The sequence below is a fragment of the Burkholderia sp. HI4860 genome (assembly GCF_002223045.2).
In the GTDB taxonomy this organism is placed as follows: Bacteria; Pseudomonadota; Gammaproteobacteria; order Burkholderiales; family Burkholderiaceae; genus Burkholderia.
In genome coordinates this window covers 1,102,388-1,123,390 of the sequence record NZ_NKFO02000003.1, presented here as the reverse complement: position 1 = coordinate 1,123,390, position 21,003 = coordinate 1,102,388, and the positions used below count along the sequence as shown (strand labels likewise).

The 21,003-nt window shown below is 68.7% G+C and carries 16 protein-coding genes and 1 tRNA gene; 12 read left to right on the top strand and 5 right to left on the bottom strand.

Annotation, left to right across the window (positions count from 1 at the left end; all coding sequences use genetic code 11):
* Window positions 1-2: 2 nt before the first annotated feature.
* The 4 genes from CFB34_RS20530 (at window position 3) to CFB34_RS20515 (ending at window position 10,594) form a co-directional block, all read left to right on the top strand.
* Complete coding sequence (locus CFB34_RS20530; protein WP_089439304.1) at window positions 3-7,616, top strand: type I polyketide synthase; 7,614 nt, start codon at window positions 3-5, stop codon at window positions 7,614-7,616.
* Window positions 7,613-8,530, top strand: a complete 918-nt coding sequence (locus tag CFB34_RS20525) for a UDP-3-O-acyl N-acetylglycosamine deacetylase (protein ID WP_089439305.1) — start codon at window positions 7,613-7,615, stop codon at window positions 8,528-8,530. The genes CFB34_RS20530 and CFB34_RS20525 overlap by 4 nt, the downstream gene beginning before the upstream one ends.
* 64 nt (window positions 8,531-8,594) lie before the next feature.
* Window positions 8,595-9,923, top strand: a complete 1,329-nt coding sequence (locus CFB34_RS20520) for an aminotransferase class I/II-fold pyridoxal phosphate-dependent enzyme (protein WP_039361294.1) — start codon at window positions 8,595-8,597, stop codon at window positions 9,921-9,923.
* Window positions 9,920-10,594, top strand: coding sequence for a GNAT family N-acetyltransferase (locus CFB34_RS20515; RefSeq protein ID WP_089439306.1), 675 nt, complete (start codon window positions 9,920-9,922; stop codon window positions 10,592-10,594). Before CFB34_RS20520 ends, CFB34_RS20515 begins: the two co-directional genes overlap by 4 nt.
* 24 nt (window positions 10,595-10,618) lie before the next feature.
* Here CFB34_RS20515 and CFB34_RS20510 read toward each other — a convergent pair whose 3' ends face one another.
* Complete coding sequence (locus CFB34_RS20510) at window positions 10,619-11,452, bottom strand: class II glutamine amidotransferase (RefSeq protein ID WP_089439307.1); 834 nt, start codon at window positions 11,450-11,452, stop codon at window positions 10,619-10,621.
* Between the two features lie 245 nt (window positions 11,453-11,697).
* The gene (locus tag CFB34_RS20505; RefSeq protein ID WP_011351062.1) at window positions 11,698-12,027 is read right to left on the bottom strand and encodes a carboxymuconolactone decarboxylase family protein; all 330 of its coding nucleotides are present in this window, start codon (window positions 12,025-12,027) and stop codon (window positions 11,698-11,700) included.
* A gap of 129 nt (window positions 12,028-12,156) precedes the next feature.
* Here CFB34_RS20505 and CFB34_RS20500 point away from each other — a divergent pair, with 129 nt between their 5' ends.
* The 8 genes from CFB34_RS20500 to CFB34_RS20465 all read left to right on the top strand — a co-directional run bounded on the left by CFB34_RS20500 (window position 12,157) and on the right by CFB34_RS20465 (window position 19,425).
* Window positions 12,157-13,104 (top strand): AraC family transcriptional regulator, encoded by a 948-nt coding sequence (locus tag CFB34_RS20500; protein ID WP_089439308.1) that lies wholly within the window; start codon window positions 12,157-12,159, stop codon window positions 13,102-13,104.
* A gap of 103 nt (window positions 13,105-13,207) precedes the next feature.
* On the top strand, window positions 13,208-13,651 hold the full coding sequence (gene yiaA, locus CFB34_RS20495; RefSeq protein ID WP_089440356.1) for an inner membrane protein YiaA: 444 nt from the start codon (window positions 13,208-13,210) through the stop codon (window positions 13,649-13,651).
* Window positions 13,652-13,790: 139 nt separating this feature from the next.
* Window positions 13,791-14,855, top strand: coding sequence for a glycosyltransferase family 2 protein (locus tag CFB34_RS20490; protein ID WP_089439309.1), 1,065 nt, complete (start codon window positions 13,791-13,793; stop codon window positions 14,853-14,855).
* A 65-nt stretch (window positions 14,856-14,920) separates the two neighbouring features.
* Complete coding sequence (locus tag CFB34_RS20485) at window positions 14,921-15,937, top strand: hypothetical protein (RefSeq protein WP_089439310.1); 1,017 nt, start codon at window positions 14,921-14,923, stop codon at window positions 15,935-15,937.
* The gene (locus tag CFB34_RS20480) at window positions 15,934-16,683 is read left to right on the top strand and encodes a hypothetical protein (protein ID WP_089439311.1); all 750 of its coding nucleotides are present in this window, start codon (window positions 15,934-15,936) and stop codon (window positions 16,681-16,683) included. The genes CFB34_RS20485 and CFB34_RS20480 overlap by 4 nt, the downstream gene beginning before the upstream one ends.
* Entirely contained in the window at window positions 16,680-17,837 is a 1,158-nt protein-coding gene (locus CFB34_RS20475; RefSeq protein ID WP_089439312.1) for a hypothetical protein, read from the top strand. Before CFB34_RS20480 ends, CFB34_RS20475 begins: the two co-directional genes overlap by 4 nt.
* Entirely contained in the window at window positions 17,813-18,451 is a 639-nt protein-coding gene (locus CFB34_RS20470; protein WP_242808688.1) for a phosphatase PAP2 family protein, read from the top strand. The genes CFB34_RS20475 and CFB34_RS20470 overlap by 25 nt, the downstream gene beginning before the upstream one ends.
* Window positions 18,448-19,425: a fatty acid desaturase family protein gene (locus tag CFB34_RS20465; RefSeq protein ID WP_089439313.1), complete on the top strand. Its 978-nt coding sequence runs from the start codon at window positions 18,448-18,450 to the stop codon at window positions 19,423-19,425. Before CFB34_RS20470 ends, CFB34_RS20465 begins: the two co-directional genes overlap by 4 nt.
* Window positions 19,426-19,526: 101 nt before the next feature.
* Here CFB34_RS20465 and CFB34_RS20460 read toward each other — a convergent pair.
* The 3 genes from CFB34_RS20460 to pal all read right to left on the bottom strand — a co-directional run bounded on the left by CFB34_RS20460 (window position 19,527) and on the right by pal (window position 20,993).
* A tRNA-Lys gene (locus CFB34_RS20460) sits at window positions 19,527-19,603 on the bottom strand.
* 108 nt (window positions 19,604-19,711) lie between these two features.
* Window positions 19,712-20,461 carry a tol-pal system protein YbgF gene (ybgF, locus tag CFB34_RS20455; protein WP_071333989.1) on the bottom strand — a complete coding sequence of 250 codons (750 nt, stop codon included), beginning with the start codon at window positions 20,459-20,461 and terminating at the stop codon, window positions 19,712-19,714.
* Between the two features lie 19 nt (window positions 20,462-20,480).
* Window positions 20,481-20,993 carry a peptidoglycan-associated lipoprotein Pal gene (pal, locus tag CFB34_RS20450; RefSeq protein WP_089439314.1) on the bottom strand — a complete coding sequence of 171 codons (513 nt, stop codon included), beginning with the start codon at window positions 20,991-20,993 and terminating at the stop codon, window positions 20,481-20,483.
* Between the last annotated feature and the right edge of the window lie 10 nt (window positions 20,994-21,003).

Sequence of the window (21,003 nt, the reverse complement as noted above, 5' to 3'; positions counted from 1 at the left end):
AGATGAACAGTAAGATTGCAATAGTTGGGATAGCTTGTCGGTTTCCCGGGAGCGCCAACAACCTTGGCGACTTCTGGCAACTGCTGCGCGACGAACGCGACGCAGTGACCGAAATCCCCGCCGACCGTTTCGGCACCGATTTCTACCAGCACCCGTCCAAGCGCGACCCGGGCAAGAGCTACACGTTCTCGGCCGGCGTCCTGGACAACGTCGCCGGCTTCGACGCCGCGTTCTTCGGCATTTCGCCGCGCGAAGCGGCCCAGATGGACCCCCAGCAGCGCCTCCTGCTCGAACTCGCGTGGGAAGCATTCGAAGACGCGGGCGTGCGCCCGGCCGACATGCGCGGCAGCAACTGCGGCGTCTTCGTCGGTGCCGCCAGCATGGACTACGGCAACCGCAACATGGACGATCTGAACGTGATCGATCCATATTCGGCAACCGGCAACACCCTGAGCATCGCGTCGAACCGCGTGTCCTACCTGTTCGATCTGCGCGGCCCCAGCATGTCCGTCGACACGGCCTGCTCGTCATCGCTCGTCGCGCTCCACCAGGCTGTCAAGGCGCTGCAATCCGGCGAAGCCGAGACGGCGCTCGCGGGCGGCGTCAACCTGCTGCTGCACCCATTCGGTTTCGTCAGCTTCTCCAAGGCGTCGATGCTGTCGCCGCGCGGCCGTTGCCGCGCGTTCGATGCGACCGGCGACGGCTATGTCCGCTCGGAAGGCGGCGCATTCGTGCTGCTCAAGCCGCTCGATCGCGCGCTCGCCGATGGCGACACGATCCATGCGGTGATCGCCGGCTCCGGCGTGAATTCGGTCGGTCATTCGCCGGGCGGCATCAGTGTGCCGGGCGCGGCCGCGCAGGCGTCGCTGCTGCGCAGCGTGTACGCGCGCGCCGGCATCGATCCGCAGTCGCTCGCGTATCTCGAGGCGCATGGCACCGGCACGGCAGTCGGCGATCCGATCGAGGCGCGCGCGCTGATCGACGTCGTGTCGGGCGAGCGCCCGGCGGATCGTCCGTTGCTCATTGGTTCGGTCAAGACCAACATCGGCCATCTCGAAACGGCATCCGGCATGGCCGGGCTGTTGAAGGCGGTGCTGTGCCTGAAGCATCGCGCAGTGCCGCGCTCGCTGCATTTCGTTACGCCCAATCCCGGGATCGATTTCGACGGCGGGCGTCTGCGCGTCGTCGATCGCTACATGCCGCTTGACGCGGGCGACGCGCCGCTGACAGTCGGCGTCAACTCGTTCGGCTTCGGTGGAACGAACGCGCACGTCGTGCTGACCGAGGCGCCGGCCGCAAACGAGGCGTCGACGGCCACGCCCGAGCCGACGCAAGCGCAACTGTCTCCGCTCGTCCTGACCGCGCGCAGCGCGAATGCGCTCGGCGCGCTCGCGGGCCGCTATCTGACGATGCTCGACAACGGCGGCGACTGGCAGGCGCTGGCTGCCGCGGCCGCACGTCGCCGCCAGTGGCTGGAACACCGTGCAGTCGTTGCACCGGTCGACGTGAGCGAAGGCCGTGCGGCGCTGGCGGCACTGGCCCAGCCGGCAGCGGAAGGGCTGCCAGCTTGCGTGGCGACCGGCCAGGCCCCGGCCGACGCGGTACGCACCGCGCTCGTGTTCTCGGGCAATGGCTGCCAGTGGGTCGGGATGGGTAACGAGCTTTATGCCGAGAACACGGTCTTCCGCGCGGCGCTCGACGAAGTCGATGCGCTGTGGTGCGCCGATGGCAGCCCGTCGCTCGTCGACGTGATGCGCGGCGGCCCGAGCGCGGAATGGCTGGCCGGCGCGGGTGCCGAATGGCTCGCCGCGACGGAGAACGCGCAACCGCTGCTGTTCGCGATCCAGGTCGGCATGATTCGCGTGATCGACGCGCGCGGGATGCGTTACGACGCGGCGATCGGCCATAGCGTCGGCGAGATTGCCGCGGCGTGGGTGACGGGTGCGCTGTCGCTCGCCGACGCGGTTCGCGTAATCAAGATCCGCAGCCGCGCACAGGCGATAACACGCGGCAGCGGCCGGATGGCGGCCGTCGGCATCGGCGACGCGGCGGCGCGCGAATTGATCGCACGCCACGGGCTGGCGCGGCGCGTCGAGATCGCAGGCATCAACAGCCCTGACGCGGTGACGCTCGCGGGCGAGCTGCAGGGCTTGCAGGCGCTGGAGGCCGCGCTGCGCGGCAGCGGCAAGTTCTTCCAGATGCTGGATCTCGACTACGCGTTCCACAGCAGCCACATGGACCGCATCGAGCCGGTCGTGCTGGCCGAACTGGCGAGCCTGAGGCCGCAGCCGGGCAACGGCACGTTCGTGTCGACCGTGACCGGCGGCGCGCTGGCCGGCACCGAGCTCGATGCCCGCTACTGGTGGCGCAACATTCGCGAGCCGGTGCGCTTCGGCGACGGCATCGCGCATTTGATCGAGCAGGGCGTCCGGCTGTTCGTCGAGGTCTCGCCGCATTCGATCCTGCGCACGTACGTGAAGCAGGCATTCTCGGCCGCCGGCGCGACCGGCGTGGTGCTGCCGACGCTCAAGCGCGATCACGGCAGCGCGGCGACGCTGCGGCAAGCGATTCTCGCGGCGATCGCGCACGGTGCGAGCGTCGATCCCGACCGCTTCGCGCCGGGCGAATCGCGTGCTGCATTGCCGTCCTATCCGTGGCAGCGCGACCATTTCTGGCTGACGCCGACCGTCGAAGGCTACGGCCTCGTCAATCGTCGTCGCGAGCATCCGCTGCTCGGCTACCGCCTGCACGAGCACGCATTCGCGTGGGAAAACCAGCTCGATCCGGCGAAGCTGCCGATGCTGGCCGATCACGTCGTCGACGGCGGCGTGGCGTTCCCGGGGGCGGGCTACGTGGAAATGGCGCTCGCCGCGGCACGTACCTTCTTCGATACGCCGGATGCGGCGCTCGAAAACGTCGAGATCCGCACGCCGGTGGTATTCCAGCCGCAGCAGGCGAAGCTGTTCCGGCTCGTGATCGAGCCGCGTACCGCGACCTTCACGATCGAGACGCGCGACCGGATGTCCGACGGGGCATGGACGCTGAACGTGACGGGGCGGATGCTGGAAAGCGGCAACACGCTCGGCGAGGCGAGCGTCGTGCCGTCCGACGCGCTCGATCGCCTGCTCGCGTTGCCCGCTGCCGACGGCGACACGCTGTATGCAAACACGGCGGCCATCGGCCTCAGCTACGGGCCGGCATTCCGCTGGGTCCGCACCGTGCGGGTCGCCGCGGACGACGGCGCGGCGCTGGCCGACGTCGCCGTGCCGGCCGCATGCGGCGATGCGCGGGCGTTGTCCGCCTATCTGCTGCATCCGGCGCTGATGGACAGCGGGTTTCATCCGCTGTTCGCACTGCTGGCGGTGCACGCGCGCGAAGGCGAGCATCCGGCTTACGTGCCGGTGCAGATCGGCCGGGTCGATTATCTGCGCGGCGACACGGTCGAGCGGGTGCTCGTGCGGATCGACCGCCACAGCCCGCATTCGATCGTCGCGCATTTCGAATTCCTCGACGCGCGCGGCGCGATCGTCGCGCGGCTCGGCGCATGCCGGTTCCGGCGTGTCGACATCGTCGGCCGCCGGCAGAACCTGCCCGCGCGCTTCGTCTACCGCCTGGAGGAAGTGCCGCTGCCGGGTGACGTCGATGCAGCCGGTTTGCCGGCCCCCGACGCGTTGCTCGCGCATGCAGCCGCGCGGCTCGATGCGGCCGGGCGCGACGGCCGCCGGACGCAGCATCTGACCGAAATCCTGCCGTTGCTCGACGTGCTGGCGAGCCTCTACGCGCTCCGCGCGTTCGATGCGCTCGGCGCATTCGCCGGCACCTGGCAGCCGGCGGCCGGGCGTGAGGCACTGGCTGCACGTCTTGCCGACATGCTGGTCGAGGACGGCCTCGCTCATCGCGATGGCGCGCTGCTCGTGCGCGACGACGCGGCGTGCGCGGCGTTGCCGCCGCTCGACGAGCTGTGGCGCGGGCTGCTGGCCGAATCGCCGGGGCACGTGGCCGAGCTGACGCTGCTCGCGCATTGCGGCGCGGCGTTGCCGGACGTGCTGAATGGCGCGAAGGACGGCGCCCGCCTGCTGTCGCCGACCGGGCACAGCCTGGTCGAACAACTCCTGGCCGCATCGCCGACGTGGCAGCACGTGCATGCGTTGCTGGCCGCGAGCGTCGAGCAGGCCGTGGACGCATGGCAGCCGGCACGCCGGTTGCGCGTGCTCGAGCTGGGCGCGACGGACGGCGACGTGCTGCAGACGCTCGGCATGCATCTCGCGGCCGCACGTTGCGATCACACGATCGCCGCGACTGCCGGCCAACTGGCCGGGTTCGACGCCGATGCGGAAGCGGCGGTGCGCACGGTTGCGTTGCAGTCGGGCGAGCGGTTGTCGCTGGCGGCCGACGAAGCCGGCCCTTACGACCTGATCGTCGCGAACCGCGCGTTGAGCGGCCGGCACGATGTGGCCGACGCGCTGAATGCAATGCGGTCGTGGCTGGCGCCGGGCGGATTGCTGCTGCTGGCCGAGTCGCGTCGTGGCCGTTTCTCCGACATCGTATTCGGTGCGCAGGCTTCGTCGGCGGAAGGCGATGCGCCCGCGCCGCTGGCGCCGGCTGATCTCGACGCGGCGCTCGAACGCGCGGGCTTCGTCGACGTCGTGCGGCACGTCGAGCAATCGCTCGATCTGGACGGCACGCCGACGTTCGTCATCGCGCGTAACCCCGCGAGCGCCGCGGTCGCTCAGCGCGGCGAGGATCCAAGCGATCTCGATACGCTTGCACGCAGCGAGCAATGGCTCGTCGTGCACGCACCGGATGCCGCCGGCAGTTTCGGCGGGCGGCTGGCCGATGCACTGGCGCGCGCGGGCTATCCGGCCGATATCGTCGACGTCACGCACGCGGCCGATGCGATCGCGTCGTTGCCGGCCGGACGGCCGGCGCATGTCGTCTTCTGCGCGCCGGAAACGCCGCTCGCCGAATCGGCGACGGGCGATGGCCTGATGGCCGCGCAGCGTAACGGCGTGATCGCTCTGGCGGAACTCGTTCGCACGCTCGGTGCGCAGCCGAACGCGGCCACGCGGCTGACCGTCGTCACGCGCGGCGGCGCGCCGTTCGCCGGGACCGCGAATGCGCATCCGGAACAGGCCACGCTGTGGGGCCTCGGCCGCGTGCTGGCGAACGAGCATCCCGAACTCGCGTGCCGCCTGATCGACGTCGATCGGGCGGCGGACCGGATCCCCGACGCGCTGATTCGCGAGCTGACCGGCGCGGCGGTCGAGGAAGAGGTCGTCCTGGGCGCACACGGGCGGCAGGTGCCGCGCATGCTGACGGCCGCGCAGGCCGCGGCCCGCAACGATGGCGCGATCGCGCGTGCGGCCATGCTCGCGTTCGACGCGCCGGGCTCGTTGCGCAATCTCGAATGGTTCGCGTTGCCGGAAAGCCCGCTGGGTGACGATGAGGTGGAGATCGAGCCCGTTGCCACCGGCCTCAATTTCCGCGACGTGATGTATGCGATGGGGCTCTTGTCCGATGAGGCGGTCGAGACCGGCTTCGCGGGCGCGACGATCGGGATGGAACTGTCCGGCCGCGTCGTGCGGGTGGGCAACGCCGTGACGGCATTCGCGCCGGGCGACGCGATGCTCGGCTTCGCGCCGGCTTCGTTCGCGACGCGCGTCAGGACGCGCGCGCAAGCGATCGCACTGAAACCCGAGCGGCTGTCGTTCGAGGAAGCGGCGACCGTGCCGACCACGTTCTTCACCGCGTACTACGCACTCGTCGAGCTTGCGCGGCTGCGTCGCGGCGAGCGCGTGCTCGTGCACGGCGGCGCGGGTGGGGTCGGGATCGCCGCGATCCAGCTCGCGCGCCACTTCGGCGCGGAAGTGTTCGCGACGGCGGGCAGCGACGAGAAGCGCGAGTTCGTGCGCCTGCTCGGCGCCGATCACGTGCTCGATTCGCGCAGTCTCGCGTTCGCGGACGAGATTCGCGCGCTGACGGGCGGACAGGGCATCGACATCGTGCTGAATTCGCTCGCCGGCGAAGCGATGGTGCGCAGCATCGATACGCTGCGGCCGTTCGGTCGCTTCCTCGAGCTCGGCAAGCGCGACTTCTACGAAAACAGCCATATCGGGCTGCGGCCGTTCCGCAACAACATCAGCTATTTCGGCATCGACGCCGACCAGTTGATGGGGGCGTTGCCGGAGCTGACCGCGCGCCTGTTCGGCGAAGTGATGGCGCTGTTCGAGGCAGGCGTGCTGCATCCGCTGCCGTATCGCGCGTTTCCGGCCGAGCGGGCGGAAGATGCGTTCCGCTACATGCAGCAGGCGCGCCAGATCGGCAAGGTGCTCGTGACCTATCCGTCCGGCACGCCGGCCCCGACGCGCGGCGTTACGCGCGCGGGTACGCTCGCGCTCGATCCGCATGGCACGTACCTGGTGGTCGGCGGCACGGGCGGGCTCGGTTTCGCGAGCGCGCGCTGGATGGTCGAGCGCGGCGCACGCCGGCTGACGCTGGCGAGCCGTTCCGGCGAGCTCGCTGCGGCCGCATGCGAGGAAGTCGAGCGCTGGCGCACGACGCTCGGCGTGACGGTCGATGTCGTGTCGTGCGACGTGACCGACGCCGCGGCAGTCGACGCGATGATCGAGGCGATCGTCCGGCGCGGCAGCCCGCTCAAGGGCGTGCTGCATTCCGCGATGTCGATCGACGACGGCCTCGTGCGCAATCTCGACGATGCGCGCATGGCCGCGGTGCTCGCACCGAAGGTGGCCGGCGCGTGGAACCTGCATCGCGCGACGCGCGCGTTGCCGCTCGACCTGTTCGTGGTCTATTCGTCGGCGACGACCTATCTCGGCAATCCGGGGCAGTCGAACTACGTCGCGGCCAACACCTTCCTCGAGGCGCTCGTCGAACATCGTCGCGCGGCCGGGTTGCCGGGCACGTTCATGGCCTGGGGGCCGCTCGAGGACGTCGGCTTCCTCGCGCGCCACGCGGATACGCGCGAGGCGCTGCAGTCGCGGATCGGCGGTGCGTCGATCACGTCCGACGAGGCGATGGTCGCGCTCGAACGCACGCTGGTCGCGGGCGCGGCCGGCGAGGCCGTGGTCCGGCTCGACTGGCACGCGGTAGCGCGCGGGATGCCCGCCGCGAAGGCGCGCCGGTATTCGCTGCTGCAATCGCACGCGAGCGGCGGCGATGCGCGCGACGGCGGCACGCAGCTGCGCGAAGAGGTGCTCGCGTTGCCGCGCGACGAAGCGATCGCGCTGGTGGCGCGGACGCTGCAGGCGCAGATCGCGCGGATTTTGCACATGACGCCGGACCGCATCGCGCTCGACAAGTCGGTGCTCGACATGGGCATGGATTCGCTGATGGGGATGGAACTCGGCCTCGCGGTCGAGGAAGCGTTCGAGGTCAAGCTGTCGGTGATGGCGATTGCCGAGGGCGCGTCGGTGACGACGCTGGCCGGACGTATCGTCGATTCGATCGGCGCGTCGACCGATGCGGATGCCGGTTCCGCGACGGATGCCGCGCAGGAGGCCGTCGCGGCGCTCGCGGCGAAGCATGCGATCGACGGCGAGGCGCGCGCGATGCTGGATGCGCGGCAGGCGTCGCCGACGCTGGAGGTCGCGCGATGAGCGCGCCGTCCGGGTGGGCGACGCGGCAGGGCACGCTGGCACGGCCGCTGACGATCGACGGTCACGGGCTGCACACGGGGCGCCGGGTGGGTGTACGGATCCTGCCCGGGCGTCCGGAAGAGGGCGTGACGGGCATCGCGTTCCGTCGCGTCGCGCAGGGGCGCACGCTTGCGACGCTGCCGGTCGATCCCGCACTGCGCCGCGCGCAGCCGCTGTGCACGATGCTGCGCAATGCCGACGGCGTCGGCGTTCGCACGATCGAGCATCTGCTCGCGTCGCTGCTTGCATGCGAGATCGATCACGCGATCGTCGAGATCGATGCGGAAGAAGTGCCGATTCTCGATGGTAGCGCCGCGCCGTGGGTGGACGCCATCCGCGCGTGCGGCCGGGTCGCGCTCGATGCGCCGAAACGCTTCATCCGCGTGCTGCGGCCCGTCGTCGTCACGGATGACGACGGCGACCAGCGGCGAGAAATGCGAATCGAACCGGCGCCGCGTTACGAACTGAGCGTGCGCAACGACCTGCGCGGCTTCGGCGACATGCACTGGGATGGGGCGCTGACCCCGGCCGCATTCGCGAGCGAAATCGCACCGTCGCGCTCGTATGGCCGCGTGAAGTGGGCCGTGCCCGCGATCGTCGCCGGTTATCTGCGCGGGGTGCCGATCCTGCGCGGCGCGCGGCCGTCGTGCACGGCGTCCATCGTCGGCAATCGCGTGCTGGGCGGGATGCGGCTGCCGGAAGAGTTCGTCCGGCATCGCGTGCTCGACCTGGTCGGCGATCTCGCGCTGGCCGGCGCGCCGCTGCTGGCGCGCGTGAGCGCATTGCGGCCGAGCCACGAGATGAATTTCCGGCTGGTCGATGCGTTGCTGGCCCAACCCGACGCATGGCAGTGGGCCGAGTTTCCCGACGCGTGACACCACGCTTTTTCATGATGCGCGGCGTAACATAGCGCCTTTTCGAGATATAGCGAAGGAAGCAATGGCACTGGGAGAGCATCTTCGCCAGCAACTGGCGGCGAAAGCGCTGAAGCGGCAACTGGAGCGTGCAACGGATGCGGCCGCGGCACCGGGTGTGCCCGGCACGCTGGCCGCGCAGACCGCATCGGCGCGCAGTCGCTTCGAATCGATGCCGCAGTATCAGCAGGTCCGGATCATGCGCGAGATGGGCGAGAAGCTGCGCGTCGACTCGCCGTTTTTCCGCGTGCATGAAGGCGTGGCCGGTGCGACGACGCAGATCGGCGGCCGCGAGTACCTGAACTTCGCGAACTACAACTACCTCGGCCTGGCCGGCGATCCGGCCGTGTCGTCGCGCGCGAAAGCCGCGATCGACCGTTACGGCACATCGGCCTCCGCAAGCCGGATGGTCGCGGGCGAGCGTCCGGTGCAGCGCGATCTCGAGCGCGCGCTGGCCGCGTTCTACGAGACCGACGACTGTGTCGCGTTCGTAAGCGGCCATGCAACGAACGTGACCGTGATCGGTGCGCTGTTCGGCCCCGGCGATCTGGTCGTCCACGATTCGCTCGCGCACAACAGCATCGTGCAGGGCGCGCAGCTGAGCGGTGCGAAGCGGCTGAGTTTCGCGCACAACGACTGGCAGGCGCTCGACGAACTGCTGTCGCGCGTACGCCGCGAATACCGGCACGTGCTGATCGCGATCGAAGGGCTGTACAGCATGGACGGCGATTTCCCCGACCTGCAGCGCTTCGTCGACGTGAAGACGCGCCACGGCGCATTCCTGCTGGTCGACGAGGCGCATTCGCTCGGCGTGCTCGGCGCGACCGGCAAGGGCATCCGCGAGCACTGCGGCGTCGCGCCCGACCAGGTCGACATGTGGATGGGCACGATGAGCAAGACGCTGGCGGGCTGCGGCGGCTTCATCGCCGGCTGCCAGCCGCTGGTCGACATGCTGCGCCACCTGGCGCCGGGTTTCCTGTACAGCGTCGGGCTCGCGCCGACGCTCGCCGAAGCGTCGCTGGCCGCGCTCGAGCGCCTGCAGGCCGAGCCGGAGCGCGTCGCGCAACTGCAGGCGCGCGGGCGGCAGTTCCTGACCGAGGCGCGTGCCGCCGGGCTGAATACGGGCACGAGCGCCGGGTTCGCGGTCGTGCCGGTGATCACGGGGAGCTCGCTGAAGGCCGCGCAATGGGCCAATGCGATGTTCGACGAAGGGATCAACGTGCAGCCGATCTTCTATCCGGCCGTCGAGGAAAAGGCCGCGCGACTGCGCTTCTTCATCTGCTCGACGCACGAGCCGGAGCAGATCAGCCGGACGGTCGCCGTGTTGTCGCGTCTCGCGGGGCGCAGCGCGTGACGCTGGCCGGCGCGTTCGCGCAAGCGGTGCCGCGCGCTGGTGAGTGCGTGCGGTTTCGTGCGGCGAATGCGGGCGACGCGGCGGCATGCGCGCCGCTCGTGTTTGCGTCCGGCGTGGCCGAATTCGGGTTCTTTCTCGGTGAAAGCGACGCACGCTGCATCGCGTTTTTGCAGCAGGCGTTTCGGTCGCGTTACGGGCGATTCTCGTGGCGCCGGCATCGCGTCGCAGTCGCCGACGACGGCACCGTGCTCGCCGTGATGGCGATCCACGACGGGCAGCAGACAATGTTCGACGACGTGCATGTCGTGTGGGCACTGGCGCGCTTCTTCGGCGTGCGCCGCACGATCGGCCAGTTGTTGCGCGGGCTGATCCTCGAAACGGAAATTCCGGCACCGAAGCGTTCGCAGATCCTCGTCGCGCATTGCGCGACCGACGAGCGGCAACGCGGAACGGGGATCTTCAGCGCACTGTTTCGCGATGCGCTGGACACCGGCGCATTGCCCGCCGACGGCAGCCGCGACGTCGTGCTCGACGTGCTGACCCGCAACGTGCGGGCCCGCGCGCTATATGAACGGCTCGGGTTCACCGCGCTGCCGCGTCCGCGTGCACGGTCGCGTCGGCTGCCCGCTGAACTCGATTCGATCCGGATGCGGTTGTCGCGCCGCGCCTGACGGCGCGAGTGACAGCCCGCCGCGCTACTTGTGCCGCGGCCCGAACGGCCGCTGCTGCACATCGGCCCCCTGCGCGACGATCGCCGTGCTCTCCGGTACTTCCTCCCACGCGCCCCGCAAGTCGACGAGCGGCTCGGACACGACCATGAACGCGTCGTCGCCGGCTTCGGCGATGCGCGGGTTGTGCGGATACAGTTCGTGCAGGTGTTTGAACGACGTGCTGTGGAACAGCGAGCGCGATTGTCGTTCGCTCGAATAGCGCACTGCAATGATCCGTTCGCCGTCGGTCGCGCAGATCGTCATGTTGAGTGGGTCGGCCACGCGATGCCGCGCGGCGCTTTCCTCGACCACGCCGACCATCCGCTCGAGCGCCGGCAGCGGCGTCTGCTCGAGGCCGTAGGTCAGCGCGAGGCGGAACATCAGTTCGGAGTCGGTCGAGCCTTCGAGCGTCGGGAACAGCGCGGGATCGACCTTCATCGTCAGGTCGCGGCGCAGCTTGTGGAAATCGCGGATCAGCCCGTTGTGCGCGAACAGCCAGCGGCCGTGGCGGAACGGGTGGCAGTTGGTTTCCTGCACGGGGGTGTCGGTGGCCGCACGGATGTGCGCGATGAACATCCGCGAGCGGATCGCGCGTGCGGCTTCGCGCAGGTTGCGGTCGTTCCATGCGGGATGCACGGAGCGGTAGCGGAACGGGAGTTCGTCGGGGCGCCCGTACCAACCGATGCCGAAGCCGTCGCCGTTGGTGGTCGTCGCCCCGAGCTCCGAATGCAGGCTCTGGTCGATCAGCGAATGCTTCGCGCGGAACAGGACGGTCTCGAGATGAATCGGATTACCCGTATAGGCGAGCCAGCGGCACATGGAGCGCTCCTTCACGATGGATCGTTCGCAGCATGGTAGCCGACTTCGCGGCGCATCCGTGCCTGGGCGCACGCGGCCAGTCATTCGGGCAGGTAGGCTGGCCAATCTTCATACATCGGTTGCCTGCACGGATACGCGATACGCAACCCCGCGGCCATGCGGCCAATGCGGCCAATGCGGCCAATGTGGCCAATGTGGCCAATGCGGCCGGGCGCCCCCTGACGGTAGCGCCGCGGCCGTCAGGTTCACTCGCCGAGCGCGTCCATCACACGCGCGGAATAGACGAGCGCCGCACCCGCGTTCAACGCAATCGCGACGCCGAGCGCTTCCGCCACTTCCTCCTTGGTCGCGCCATGCTTGGCCGCTTCCGCGGTGTGCACGGCGATACAGCCGTCGCAGCGCGTCGTGACGGCGACCGCGAGCGCGATCAGTTCGCGCGTCTTCGCGTCGAGATGGCCCGTCTTGGCGCCGGCGCCTGACAGCGCCTTGTAGCCGGCCAGCGTATCGGGCGACAGCTTGGCGATCTCGCCGATGCGCGTCGAGAGTTCCTTCCGGTATTCGTTCCAGTTCAGCATGATGCGTCCTTTCGAGTAGGGGTGAGGAGGGCGGCGGGTGCCGCGATCTCGGGCGATGCAGGGCTATTCTGATCGCTCGCGCTGAGGGTTTCGATACGCTAGAGTGTCAATTTTTAGCGCAATCGTCTCATGGATGCGTTGAGTCAACTCCTGTCGCTGGGCCGCAGCCATGTCGAGCTCGACGTGCGCTGCCTGCTCGACGGGCCGTTCGCGATGCCGCACGACCCGCTGCCGTCCGGCGAGGCGGCGTTTCACCTGGTGCTGGCCGGAACCTGCCGGCTGCGTACCGCGGACGGGCGCACGCTGCAGCTCGCCGACGGCGATTTCGTGCTGCTGCCCGCGGGCGGCGCACACGACTTGCTCGACGCCGGGGCCGGCCGATCGCGGCCAGCTGCGGCGCTGCGCGAACAGGGCGCGGGCGGCGGCGCGGTGTTGCCGGTCAAGTCGAATCTCGATCCGGCCGAACCGGGCGGCGCGAGCGTGGACCTGCTGTGCGGGCGGTTCGTCTATGCGCGCGGCGCGGGCGAATTGCTGATGCGCACGCTGCCGCACGTGCTGCATGTCGGGTTGCGCGAGGCGTCGGGGTTCGCGCCGCTGCAACTGCTGACGAGCGTGCTGCGCACCGAGGCGTCGAACGGGCAGCCGGGCGCCGGCGCGATCGTGAACGCGCTCGGCCAGGCGCTGCTCGCGTACGCGTTGCGCGCATACGGTCGGGGGGCACGCGTGCCGTCCGGCTGGCTGGCGCTGGCGGCCGACGCGCGGCTCGGCCCGTCGGTCCAGGCCGTGTTGCAGGCGCCGGGGAAGCCGTGGACGGTCGAGTCGCTCGGCGACGCGTCCGCGATGTCGCGCGCGACGTACGCACGGCATTTCCGCGAGCGGGCCGGGATGAGCGTCGGCGCGTTCGTCGCGCAGATCCGGATGATGCACGCGTGCGCGCTGCTGCAGGACACGCAGCGCGGTCAGGCGGAAATCGGGCAGGCGGTCGGCTACCAGTCCGAAGCCGCCTTCGGCAAGGCGTTTCGCGCCGTGCTCGGCACGACGCCGGGGCGCTGGCGGCGGGCGCAGCGCGGCATGTAAGACTGCAAGCGACGCTGTCGTGGCACGCGCCAAAGCTGCTACCATGCGCGAAACGCAGTTCAACAAAAACGATTTCGAACAAAAAGAAAGAGAGGGCAAAGCAATGAACCAGACCACCATCCAGCAGCCGTCGTTCGCGTTCGTGGCCGCGTCGTGGGCCGCGCTGCTCGCCGGTTTCGCGGCATTCCTGATCGGTCTCTGGAACGCAGGCATGCAGCTCAACGAGAAGGGCTACTACTTCACCGTGCTGGTGTTCGGTCTCTATGCGGCCATCTCGCTGCAGAAGAGCGTCCGCGACCGCGCGGAAGGCATTCCCGTCACCGGCATCTACTACGGCCTCAGCTGGATCGCGCTGCTGCTGTCGATCGCGCTGCTGGTCGTCGGCCTCTTCAACGCGACGCTGCAGTTGAGCGAGAAGGGCTTCTACGCGATGTCGTTCGTGCTCGCGCTGTTCGGTTCGGTGGCCGTGCAGAAGAACACGCGCGACCTGCAGAGCGCGAAGCCGCGCTATCCCGACGCCGAATCGGTGCCGTCCGTCCAGGAGTGACGGTACGCGAAGCGGGCGCCGTCCAGGCCGCCCGCTTTGCGACGACGGTCGCGGGCGGCCTGCATTCGCCGATGCGCCGCGGGCTCCCCGCCCATTCGTTTCATCCATGCCGGTGCGCATGACGATGGAGATATTCCGGATGCCAGACTTCACAGAAACCACGCGGCATACCCGCGCGGCTGCGCGTGCCGTCGCGGCGCGGGCGGCGTTCGTGCTGGAGACGAACAACCTGCGCGGCGGCGCGGGGCTCGTGCAGGCCGTCGACAGCCTGAAGCGCCTCGTCTCGGCGCTGTCGAAGCAGACCGTGCCGCCCGCGGCGCTCGCGCAATGGATCGTCACGCACGACGGGCTGCCGGCCGATGCGTGCCGGGAGATCGCCGCGCTGGCCGGCTGCCCGATCGACTTCGTCGAGATCGGCGCGAGCACCGGCTACTACGATGCGAAGAACGACGGGTTCGACCGCGTCGACGCGGCCCGTAGCGACATCGTCGTGTTCGGCGATGCCGATTGCCGGCCGGCCGACGACTGGCTCGAGCATCTGCTCGCACCGTTCGCGCGCGAAGCCGGCGATGCGCCCGCGGCGGTGGCGGGGCGCACCAGCTATGCGCCGAACGTGCTCGGCATCGCGCTGACGTCGATCGATTTCATGTATTTCCCGAGCCCGCTGCGTGACGGTGCGACGCGCAATTTCTACGCGAACAACGTCGCATTCCGGCGCGACGTGTTCGCGCAATTCCGCTACGAGCCGCTCGACGGCGTCTATCGCGCGCATTGCCAGGTGATGGGGCTGCGGATGCAGGCGGCCGGCGTGGCCGTCGAGTTCGCACCGGCCGCGCACACCGAACATCGGCTGCCGGACACGCAACGCGAATCGCTGAAGCTGCGCTGGATGCGCGGCGAGGACAGCGTCGGCCTGACACCGTATCTCGTGAATGCGTACCTGCCGCGCGGCTGGCAGTGGCTCGGCCGCAGCGGCCCGCTCGGCCCGTTCTGCGTGATGGCGATGCGGCTCGGCTACAGCCTGCGCGCGCTGAATCGCCAGCAGTTGCCGCGGCTTGGCGTCGTCCGCTATCTCGCGGCCGTCGGCGTCACGATCGCGGCGTCCGCCGTCGACACGCTCGGCGCGCTCGCACGCGGTTTCGGTCTCGCCGGGCGCGCATCGGCCCGGCGCGACCTTGAAGCGCTGTCCTATCACCGTCATTGAACCGGCGCCGCGCATCACGCGCGGCCACGACACGCCGATACCCGGCCTCCATCCTGCCCACGACCATGTCCACGCTCGCCACCCGTGTTGCCTGCCTCGCCCTGTTTGTCGCCAGCGCTGGCGCCCATGCCGCGCCGGTCGATCACGCGGGGCGCGGGATCTACCACTTCGCATCGCAAAGCGGCTGCCCGTTTACGAACGCGGCCACCGCGGACTGCAACCGCGTCGCGCTCGATGCGCCGGACGTTCACGCGAGCATCGACACCGATGCGCACGCGATCGTCTTCTCGAGCGATGCGACGCGCCGCACGAAGGACGTGCTCGGCGACGTGCTGCTGCAGGGCACGGGCGTCGACGGCGAAGGCCGGCGCGTGCCGTTGAGCGTGCACGTTCTGCTGCGTCGCGACGGCGCGAAATGGGACCGGGACGTGTACGTCCATGCGCCCGTGCACGGCACGTTCACCGAGGTTCGGATCGATCCGTATCGCGTGCGTGTGAAGGAAGGCGAGGGCGAGCGTGACGTGCTCACGCCGGACGAAACGTTGGCGCTGTTCGCGCATCCGTCGCTTGCATCGCGTCTCGCGCGGCATCTCGTGAAGGTGAGCGCGACCGATCCGAAGCAACCGTTCGCGGACGACATCACGATTGGGCTCGGCGTCGGCGGCCTGACGAAGTCGGTCGCGCGTGCGAGCTTTGCATCGAACGCGCCGCACGATGCCGACGTCGATCGCGCGCTCGCCTCCGGCACGTGGACGATTCGCTTCGATGCGCTGAGCAATCACATTCCGGTGTGGGTCGCCCGTCGCGAGCTGTTCCTGTTCGGCCTGGACGGCAGTGCGCTGGTGAAGGACATGCTCACGCGCGGCTTCAGGAAGAACGACCGGATCGAATTCGGTGCGCGTGACGGTAATGGCTATCTGCGCGTCAACGGTCGTGAGGAAGCATTTGCGGGTGCAGCCGCATCCGCGCACGCGTTCATGCAGGAAAGTTTCATCGGCCTGATCCTCGGATGGCGTCGCGATCCGGCTGGCGCTGCGGCGGCTGCGACGAAATCCGCGTCTGCACGAGGCGAGCCGGCATGAGCGCGGCAGGCGAACTGCCGGCGTCGCCGCAGGCAGCGCACGATGCACGCTTCGATTGTCTCGAGGCGCCGGTGCCGCGCGGCGCGGCGTGGGTGCGCGCGTACCTCGTCGATCGCCTCAAGCGGGCGGCGATCCGGCGGTTGCATCGCAGCGTGCATGGCGAGCGCTGGGTGCTGCGCATGTACCTGATCGGCGAGGAAGCGACCGAGTGCGCATTGCACGAAGACTGGACCGGACAGCCGCCGGACTGGCTTGCACCGCGGATCGAGCAGCACCTCGCGGACGAGCGTCGTCACGCCGCGGCGTTCGCCGATGCGCTGCGCGAGCGTGGCGTCGCGCCGTCGACTGCGCCGCATGAGCCTGACTGGTTGAGCCGGCGCAAGATCATGCGATGGCGCCGGCTTGCGCGGCGACATGCACCGCATTTCTCGCAAGGCGTGCTCGTGCCGGTCTATGCGACGGGCCTGTGCGCGGAACAGATGGCGATGCGCGTGCTCGCGCGTCACTGCGCGACGATCGGCGATGCCCATCCGTTGTACCCGCTGCTCTCGCGCGTGCTCGCCGACGAGGCGCGGCATGTCCGGCTCTGTTCGGACACGCTGCGCCGTCTGGTTGCACCGTCCGAGGCGGCGCATCTCGCCGCGTTGCTGAACGAGATCCGCGCGATCGAGGCCGGTTTCGGCGTGACGGGTGCGCTGGCGATGGTCGCGGCCGGATGGTTCCAGTCGCTTCGTGCCCGCGCATGATGCCGCGCATCGTCTATCTCGCGACGGCCGACGCACGCGGCCACCTGATGCGCGCGCAACTGCTCGTGCATGCGTTGCGTGCGGCCGGCGCGCAGGTCGACGTGCTGACGACGTCCGATGCGGGGCAGGCGTTCCTGGCTGCGTTCGACATCGACGCGGCCGTGCTGTCCCGTCACTACGCGGTGCAGTTCGACGAACGGCAGAACATGCTGCGCGACGCAACCGATCGCAATGTCGCGCACTACGTGTTCAGGCCGACGCGCATGCTGCGAGACATCGTGCGGCTGCGTGCGATCGTCCGCGATGCCGATCTCGTGATCAACGACTCGTTTCATCCGGCGCTGCTGTTCATGGGCGCGATGCCGGGCTGGCGGCGCCGTATCGTCCACGTGTACGGCGGCAGCCTGCGCCGCGCGTTGACCGCGAATTTCGATGCACGGCTGCCGCGCGCACTGGCGCGTGCATTTGCACGGATCGTCGACTGGCAGATCGATTCGGCGCGGTGCTGCATCGAACACGACTTCGCGTACGATGCCGCCGATGACGTCCGGCGATCGCGCACGCATTGCCGTCTGCCGACGCCGGTGCCGATCGTCGCCGAGCGACCGGCTTCGGAGCCGGCTGCAGCCGCCATTTATCTGAACCCGCACTTTCGCGATATCGCGCTCGCCGATGCGTTGTCGGCCGGCATGCGCGACGCGGGGCTCGCCGCCCATCGCGTGGGCGAGGGCTATGCCGGGCACGACGGCTGGACCGGGGTCGATGCCGACTGGGTGACCCGCGCCGCCCATGCGCCGCTGATCGTGTCCGCACCCGGCATGGCCGCGCTGTCGATCGCACGCGTGTATCACCGCCCGATCCTGCTCGTGCAGTCCGACCAGCCCGAGCAGGCGAGCAACGCCGCGCGCGCCGCGCAATTGCAACTTGTGCATCGCGTCGTCACGTGGCGCGGCGACGCGGCCGCGTTCCGGCGGGAAGTCGGGCAGGCTGCCGCCGAGCTGATGCGCCACCCCGGTACGCGGGCAGGGACGATCGCCGGCCGCGAGCATGCACGTGCGCGCGTCGACGCATGGACGTCACGCCTCCTCGCGTTGCTGCCGCATGCGAAGGTGGCCGATGTGGAGACACGATGCGAGGCGCCGGCACCACGATGAATTCGCTGTCGTTTCGTGACGATCGCCGGCCCGATATCCGGCAGATGCTGGCCGCGACGTTCGGCATGGCAGCCGGCCTCGCGATCTTCTTTCTGCTGGAGCGCAGCGTCACGCCGCGCTTCGTGTTTGCCACGTCGATCGATGCGCGGATTCCGTTCATCGCATGGTCGTGGTTCGTCTATGTCGGCTTCTTTCCATTCGTGATCGCGCTTGCCGCGTATGCGCGGCCGCCTGCGTTCGCCGCGTTCAAGGAGGCCGTGCTGATCGCGTTCGTGCTCGGTGTCGTGTGCTTCCTGCTGTTTCCGGAAGCCGTACCGCGGCCCGACGTCGCGGAGATCGGCAACACGTTCGTGCGTCACCGTCTCGCACGCATGTGGCAGCTCGATCTCGCGGCCAATGGTTTTCCGAGCCTGCATGTTGCGGTGACCTGCCTCGCCTGCCGGATGCTGACGGACCGGCGACGGCTCGTGACCGCGGCGGTCGGCCTGCTGATCTGCGCGTCGACGCTGACGCTCAAGCAGCATACGGTCGTCGATGTGCTGGGCGGCGTGGCGCTCGCGATGGTCAGTGCGCTGTGGGTCGAGTGGCGCTCGCTGCGCGGGAGGCTCGCGTGACGGATGCCCCTGTTCATCAGGCCGGGCCGAATGCCGGGCTTGCGCGGTTCGTGCCCGATCCCGCGCTGTTTCGCGTGAGCGCGTTGCGTGTGGGTGCGGCGTTGGCAGGCGACTGGCTGATGATTGCCGTCGCGTTCGCGGTGGCGATCGCGTTTGCGCATCCGCTCGTGTACGCGTTGGCCGCGATCGTGATCGCGCGCAGCCAGCTTGCGCTCGCGGTCATGATGCACGAAGGCGCACACGGGTTGCTGGCGCGGAACCGGCGCGTCAACGACGCGCTGGGCCAACTGTTCGCGGCCGGCCCGCTGTGGCTGTCGCTGCGCACGTATCGTGCCGGGCATCTGAAGCACCATCGCGCACCGATGGAGGCGGACGATCCCGTCGCGCTACTGTTCGGCGTGCACGACTATCCGGTGACGCGCGGTCGGCTGATCGGCCGCCTGCTCGCGTACGCATGCGGGATCGGCTACGTGACGAGTGTCGTGAAGCTCGCCCGCGGGGAGTTTGCGCATGCGTTGCCGAAGGTCGGGAAGTCGCGCGCGTATGTCGCGTGGGAAGTCGCGTCGATGCTGGCCGGCAACGGTGTGCTGTTCTGCGCGCTCGCATGGGCTGGACATCCGCTGCTGTACGTCACGTTGTGGATCGTGCCGTCCGTCACGCTGCTGCCGCTCGCCGGGCAGGTGCGCGCGATCTTCGAGCACGCGGGGCTGCCGGCCGGTGCCGACCAGAGCCGCAACGCGCGCACGATCGTCCGGCGTTCGTGGCAGACGTTCCTGTTCGGTCCGCACGCGATTCATTTTCATATCGAACATCACCTGTTCGCGCGGATGCCGTTCCATCACCTGCGGGTCGTGCATCGGCAGCTTGCCGAGCGGCAGTTGCTGCCCGACGGCAATCTGTACGCGGGATATGGTGGTGTGCTGCGCGACGTGAGCGTGCGCTGTCCGGTAGCGGAGTCGGGAGGGGGCGGCTGAGTGTGTCGCAGACATCACCGGGATGCCGCGCGCGATACGGATGCGACAGACGCAAAAAAGCCTCCGCTTGGGAGGCTTTAATTTGCACTATCGAAGATAGTTGGTAGGGTGGGAGGGACTCGAACCCTCGACTCTCTGATTAAAAGTCAGATACTCTAACCAACTGAGTTACCACCCCACGTTCTTGAAACCTGTTGGTTCGTTGCTTCAACAACTTGGGCAACGACCCAAAGAGCAAAAAATTATAGCGACGGATTATCAGGCTGTCAACAACCCGCCGCGATAATTATTTGATCGACTCGATCTTGCCCTGCGCGGTCTGCGCTGCGTTCGACCCGGCGTACTGCGACACGACCTGCTCGAACGTCTTCTTCGCGGCCGCCTTCTGGCCTTGTTCGAGCTGGTTCGTGCCGATTGCCACCAGGGCGTCGGCTGCGCGCGGATGTTGCGGGAACTTGCTGACGATCCCTTGCCACGTTGCAGTCGACCCGCGGTAGTCGCGCAGCGCGTATTGCGCATTGCCGTACCAGTACTGCGCGGTCGGCTGGTAGGGGCTCTGCGGATACTTCGCGATGAACGCGCGGAACGAAGCCGCGGCCGCCTTGAAGTTGCCGTTGCGGAACTGCTGCTGCGCCGCATTGAGCGCATCCGTTTCACCCGGCTGCACGGTGCCTTCGACACCATCGATCGTCGCCTGCTGCGGCTCGAACTTCTTGAGCCGCGTGTCGAGATCCTGGTAGTACTCCTTCTGCTGCCGCTCGAGCGTCGTCAGCCGGTTCGTCAGGTCCTCGTTCTCGCCGCGCAGCGTCGCGACCTGCTGGTTCAGCTGGTCGAGACGGCCGGATTGATCGAGGATCGTACGCTGGGCGGCGGACAACTGGCTCGCCAGGTTGTCGGTTTTGCTGCGCAGATCGAGCACGGCGCGGCGCGCTTCGTTGTCGTCGAACACGCCGGCGTGCGCCGGCGCGGCCGACCACGCCGCGCCGGCGACGCAGAATGCTGCGGCAACGCGCAGCAGGGATACACGGTGCGTCATACGGCGATTCTTCCGTTACTTACTGTTGGTAGACGAGGTCGGCGCGACGGTTCTGCGCCCACGATGCTTCGTCGTGACCCGTTGCCTGCGGCTTTTCCTTGCCGAGGCTCACGGCTTCCATTTGCGAATCGTTCACGCCGAGCAGTGCCATCGCGCGACGGACGGCTTCCGCACGCTTCTGGCCCAGCGCGAGGTTGTACTCGCTCGTGCCGCGCTCGTCGGTGTTGCCCTGGATCAGCACGTGGCGCTGCGGGTGGCTCTTCAGGTACTGAGCGTGCTGCTGCATCAGCGGCTGGTACTCGTCCTTCACCGAATAGCTGTCGAAGTCGAAGTAGATGCTGCGCTTCGCGAGCGGGCTGTTCGGGTCGTTCAGCGGATCGACGTTCACTTGCGCGACGTTGTCGGCGCTCGGCTGCGTGCTGACCGCACCGCCGGCATTCGCCTTGTCGTCGAGCTTCACGCCCGACTTGCACGCTGCGAGCGCGCTGATCATCATCACGGCCAGGGCCAGACGAGCTTTATTCGACATCATGTTTACTCTC

Coding starts and splice junctions, on each gene's coding strand:
- CFB34_RS20470 (WP_242808688.1), top strand. CDS start 17,813: ATGCGAGGCGCCGGCACCACGATGAATTCGCTGTCGTTTCGTGACGAT.
- CFB34_RS20500 (WP_089439308.1), top strand. CDS start 12,157: ATGGATGCGTTGAGTCAACTCCTGTCGCTGGGCCGCAGCCATGTCGAG.
- CFB34_RS20475 (WP_089439312.1), top strand. CDS start 16,680: ATGATGCCGCGCATCGTCTATCTCGCGACGGCCGACGCACGCGGCCAC.
- CFB34_RS20520 (WP_039361294.1), top strand. CDS start 8,595: ATGGCACTGGGAGAGCATCTTCGCCAGCAACTGGCGGCGAAAGCGCTG.
- pal (WP_089439314.1), bottom strand. CDS start 20,993: ATGATGTCGAATAAAGCTCGTCTGGCCCTGGCCGTGATGATGATCAGC.
- CFB34_RS20480 (WP_089439311.1), top strand. CDS start 15,934: ATGAGCGCGGCAGGCGAACTGCCGGCGTCGCCGCAGGCAGCGCACGAT.
- CFB34_RS20525 (WP_089439305.1), top strand. CDS start 7,613: ATGAGCGCGCCGTCCGGGTGGGCGACGCGGCAGGGCACGCTGGCACGG.
- CFB34_RS20530 (WP_089439304.1), top strand. CDS start 3: ATGAACAGTAAGATTGCAATAGTTGGGATAGCTTGTCGGTTTCCCGGG.
- yiaA (WP_089440356.1), top strand. CDS start 13,208: ATGAACCAGACCACCATCCAGCAGCCGTCGTTCGCGTTCGTGGCCGCG.
- CFB34_RS20510 (WP_089439307.1), bottom strand. CDS start 11,452: ATGTGCCGCTGGCTCGCCTATACGGGTAATCCGATTCATCTCGAGACC.
- ybgF (WP_071333989.1), bottom strand. CDS start 20,461: ATGACGCACCGTGTATCCCTGCTGCGCGTTGCCGCAGCATTCTGCGTC.
- CFB34_RS20485 (WP_089439310.1), top strand. CDS start 14,921: ATGTCCACGCTCGCCACCCGTGTTGCCTGCCTCGCCCTGTTTGTCGCC.
- CFB34_RS20505 (WP_011351062.1), bottom strand. CDS start 12,027: ATGCTGAACTGGAACGAATACCGGAAGGAACTCTCGACGCGCATCGGC.
- CFB34_RS20490 (WP_089439309.1), top strand. CDS start 13,791: ATGCCAGACTTCACAGAAACCACGCGGCATACCCGCGCGGCTGCGCGT.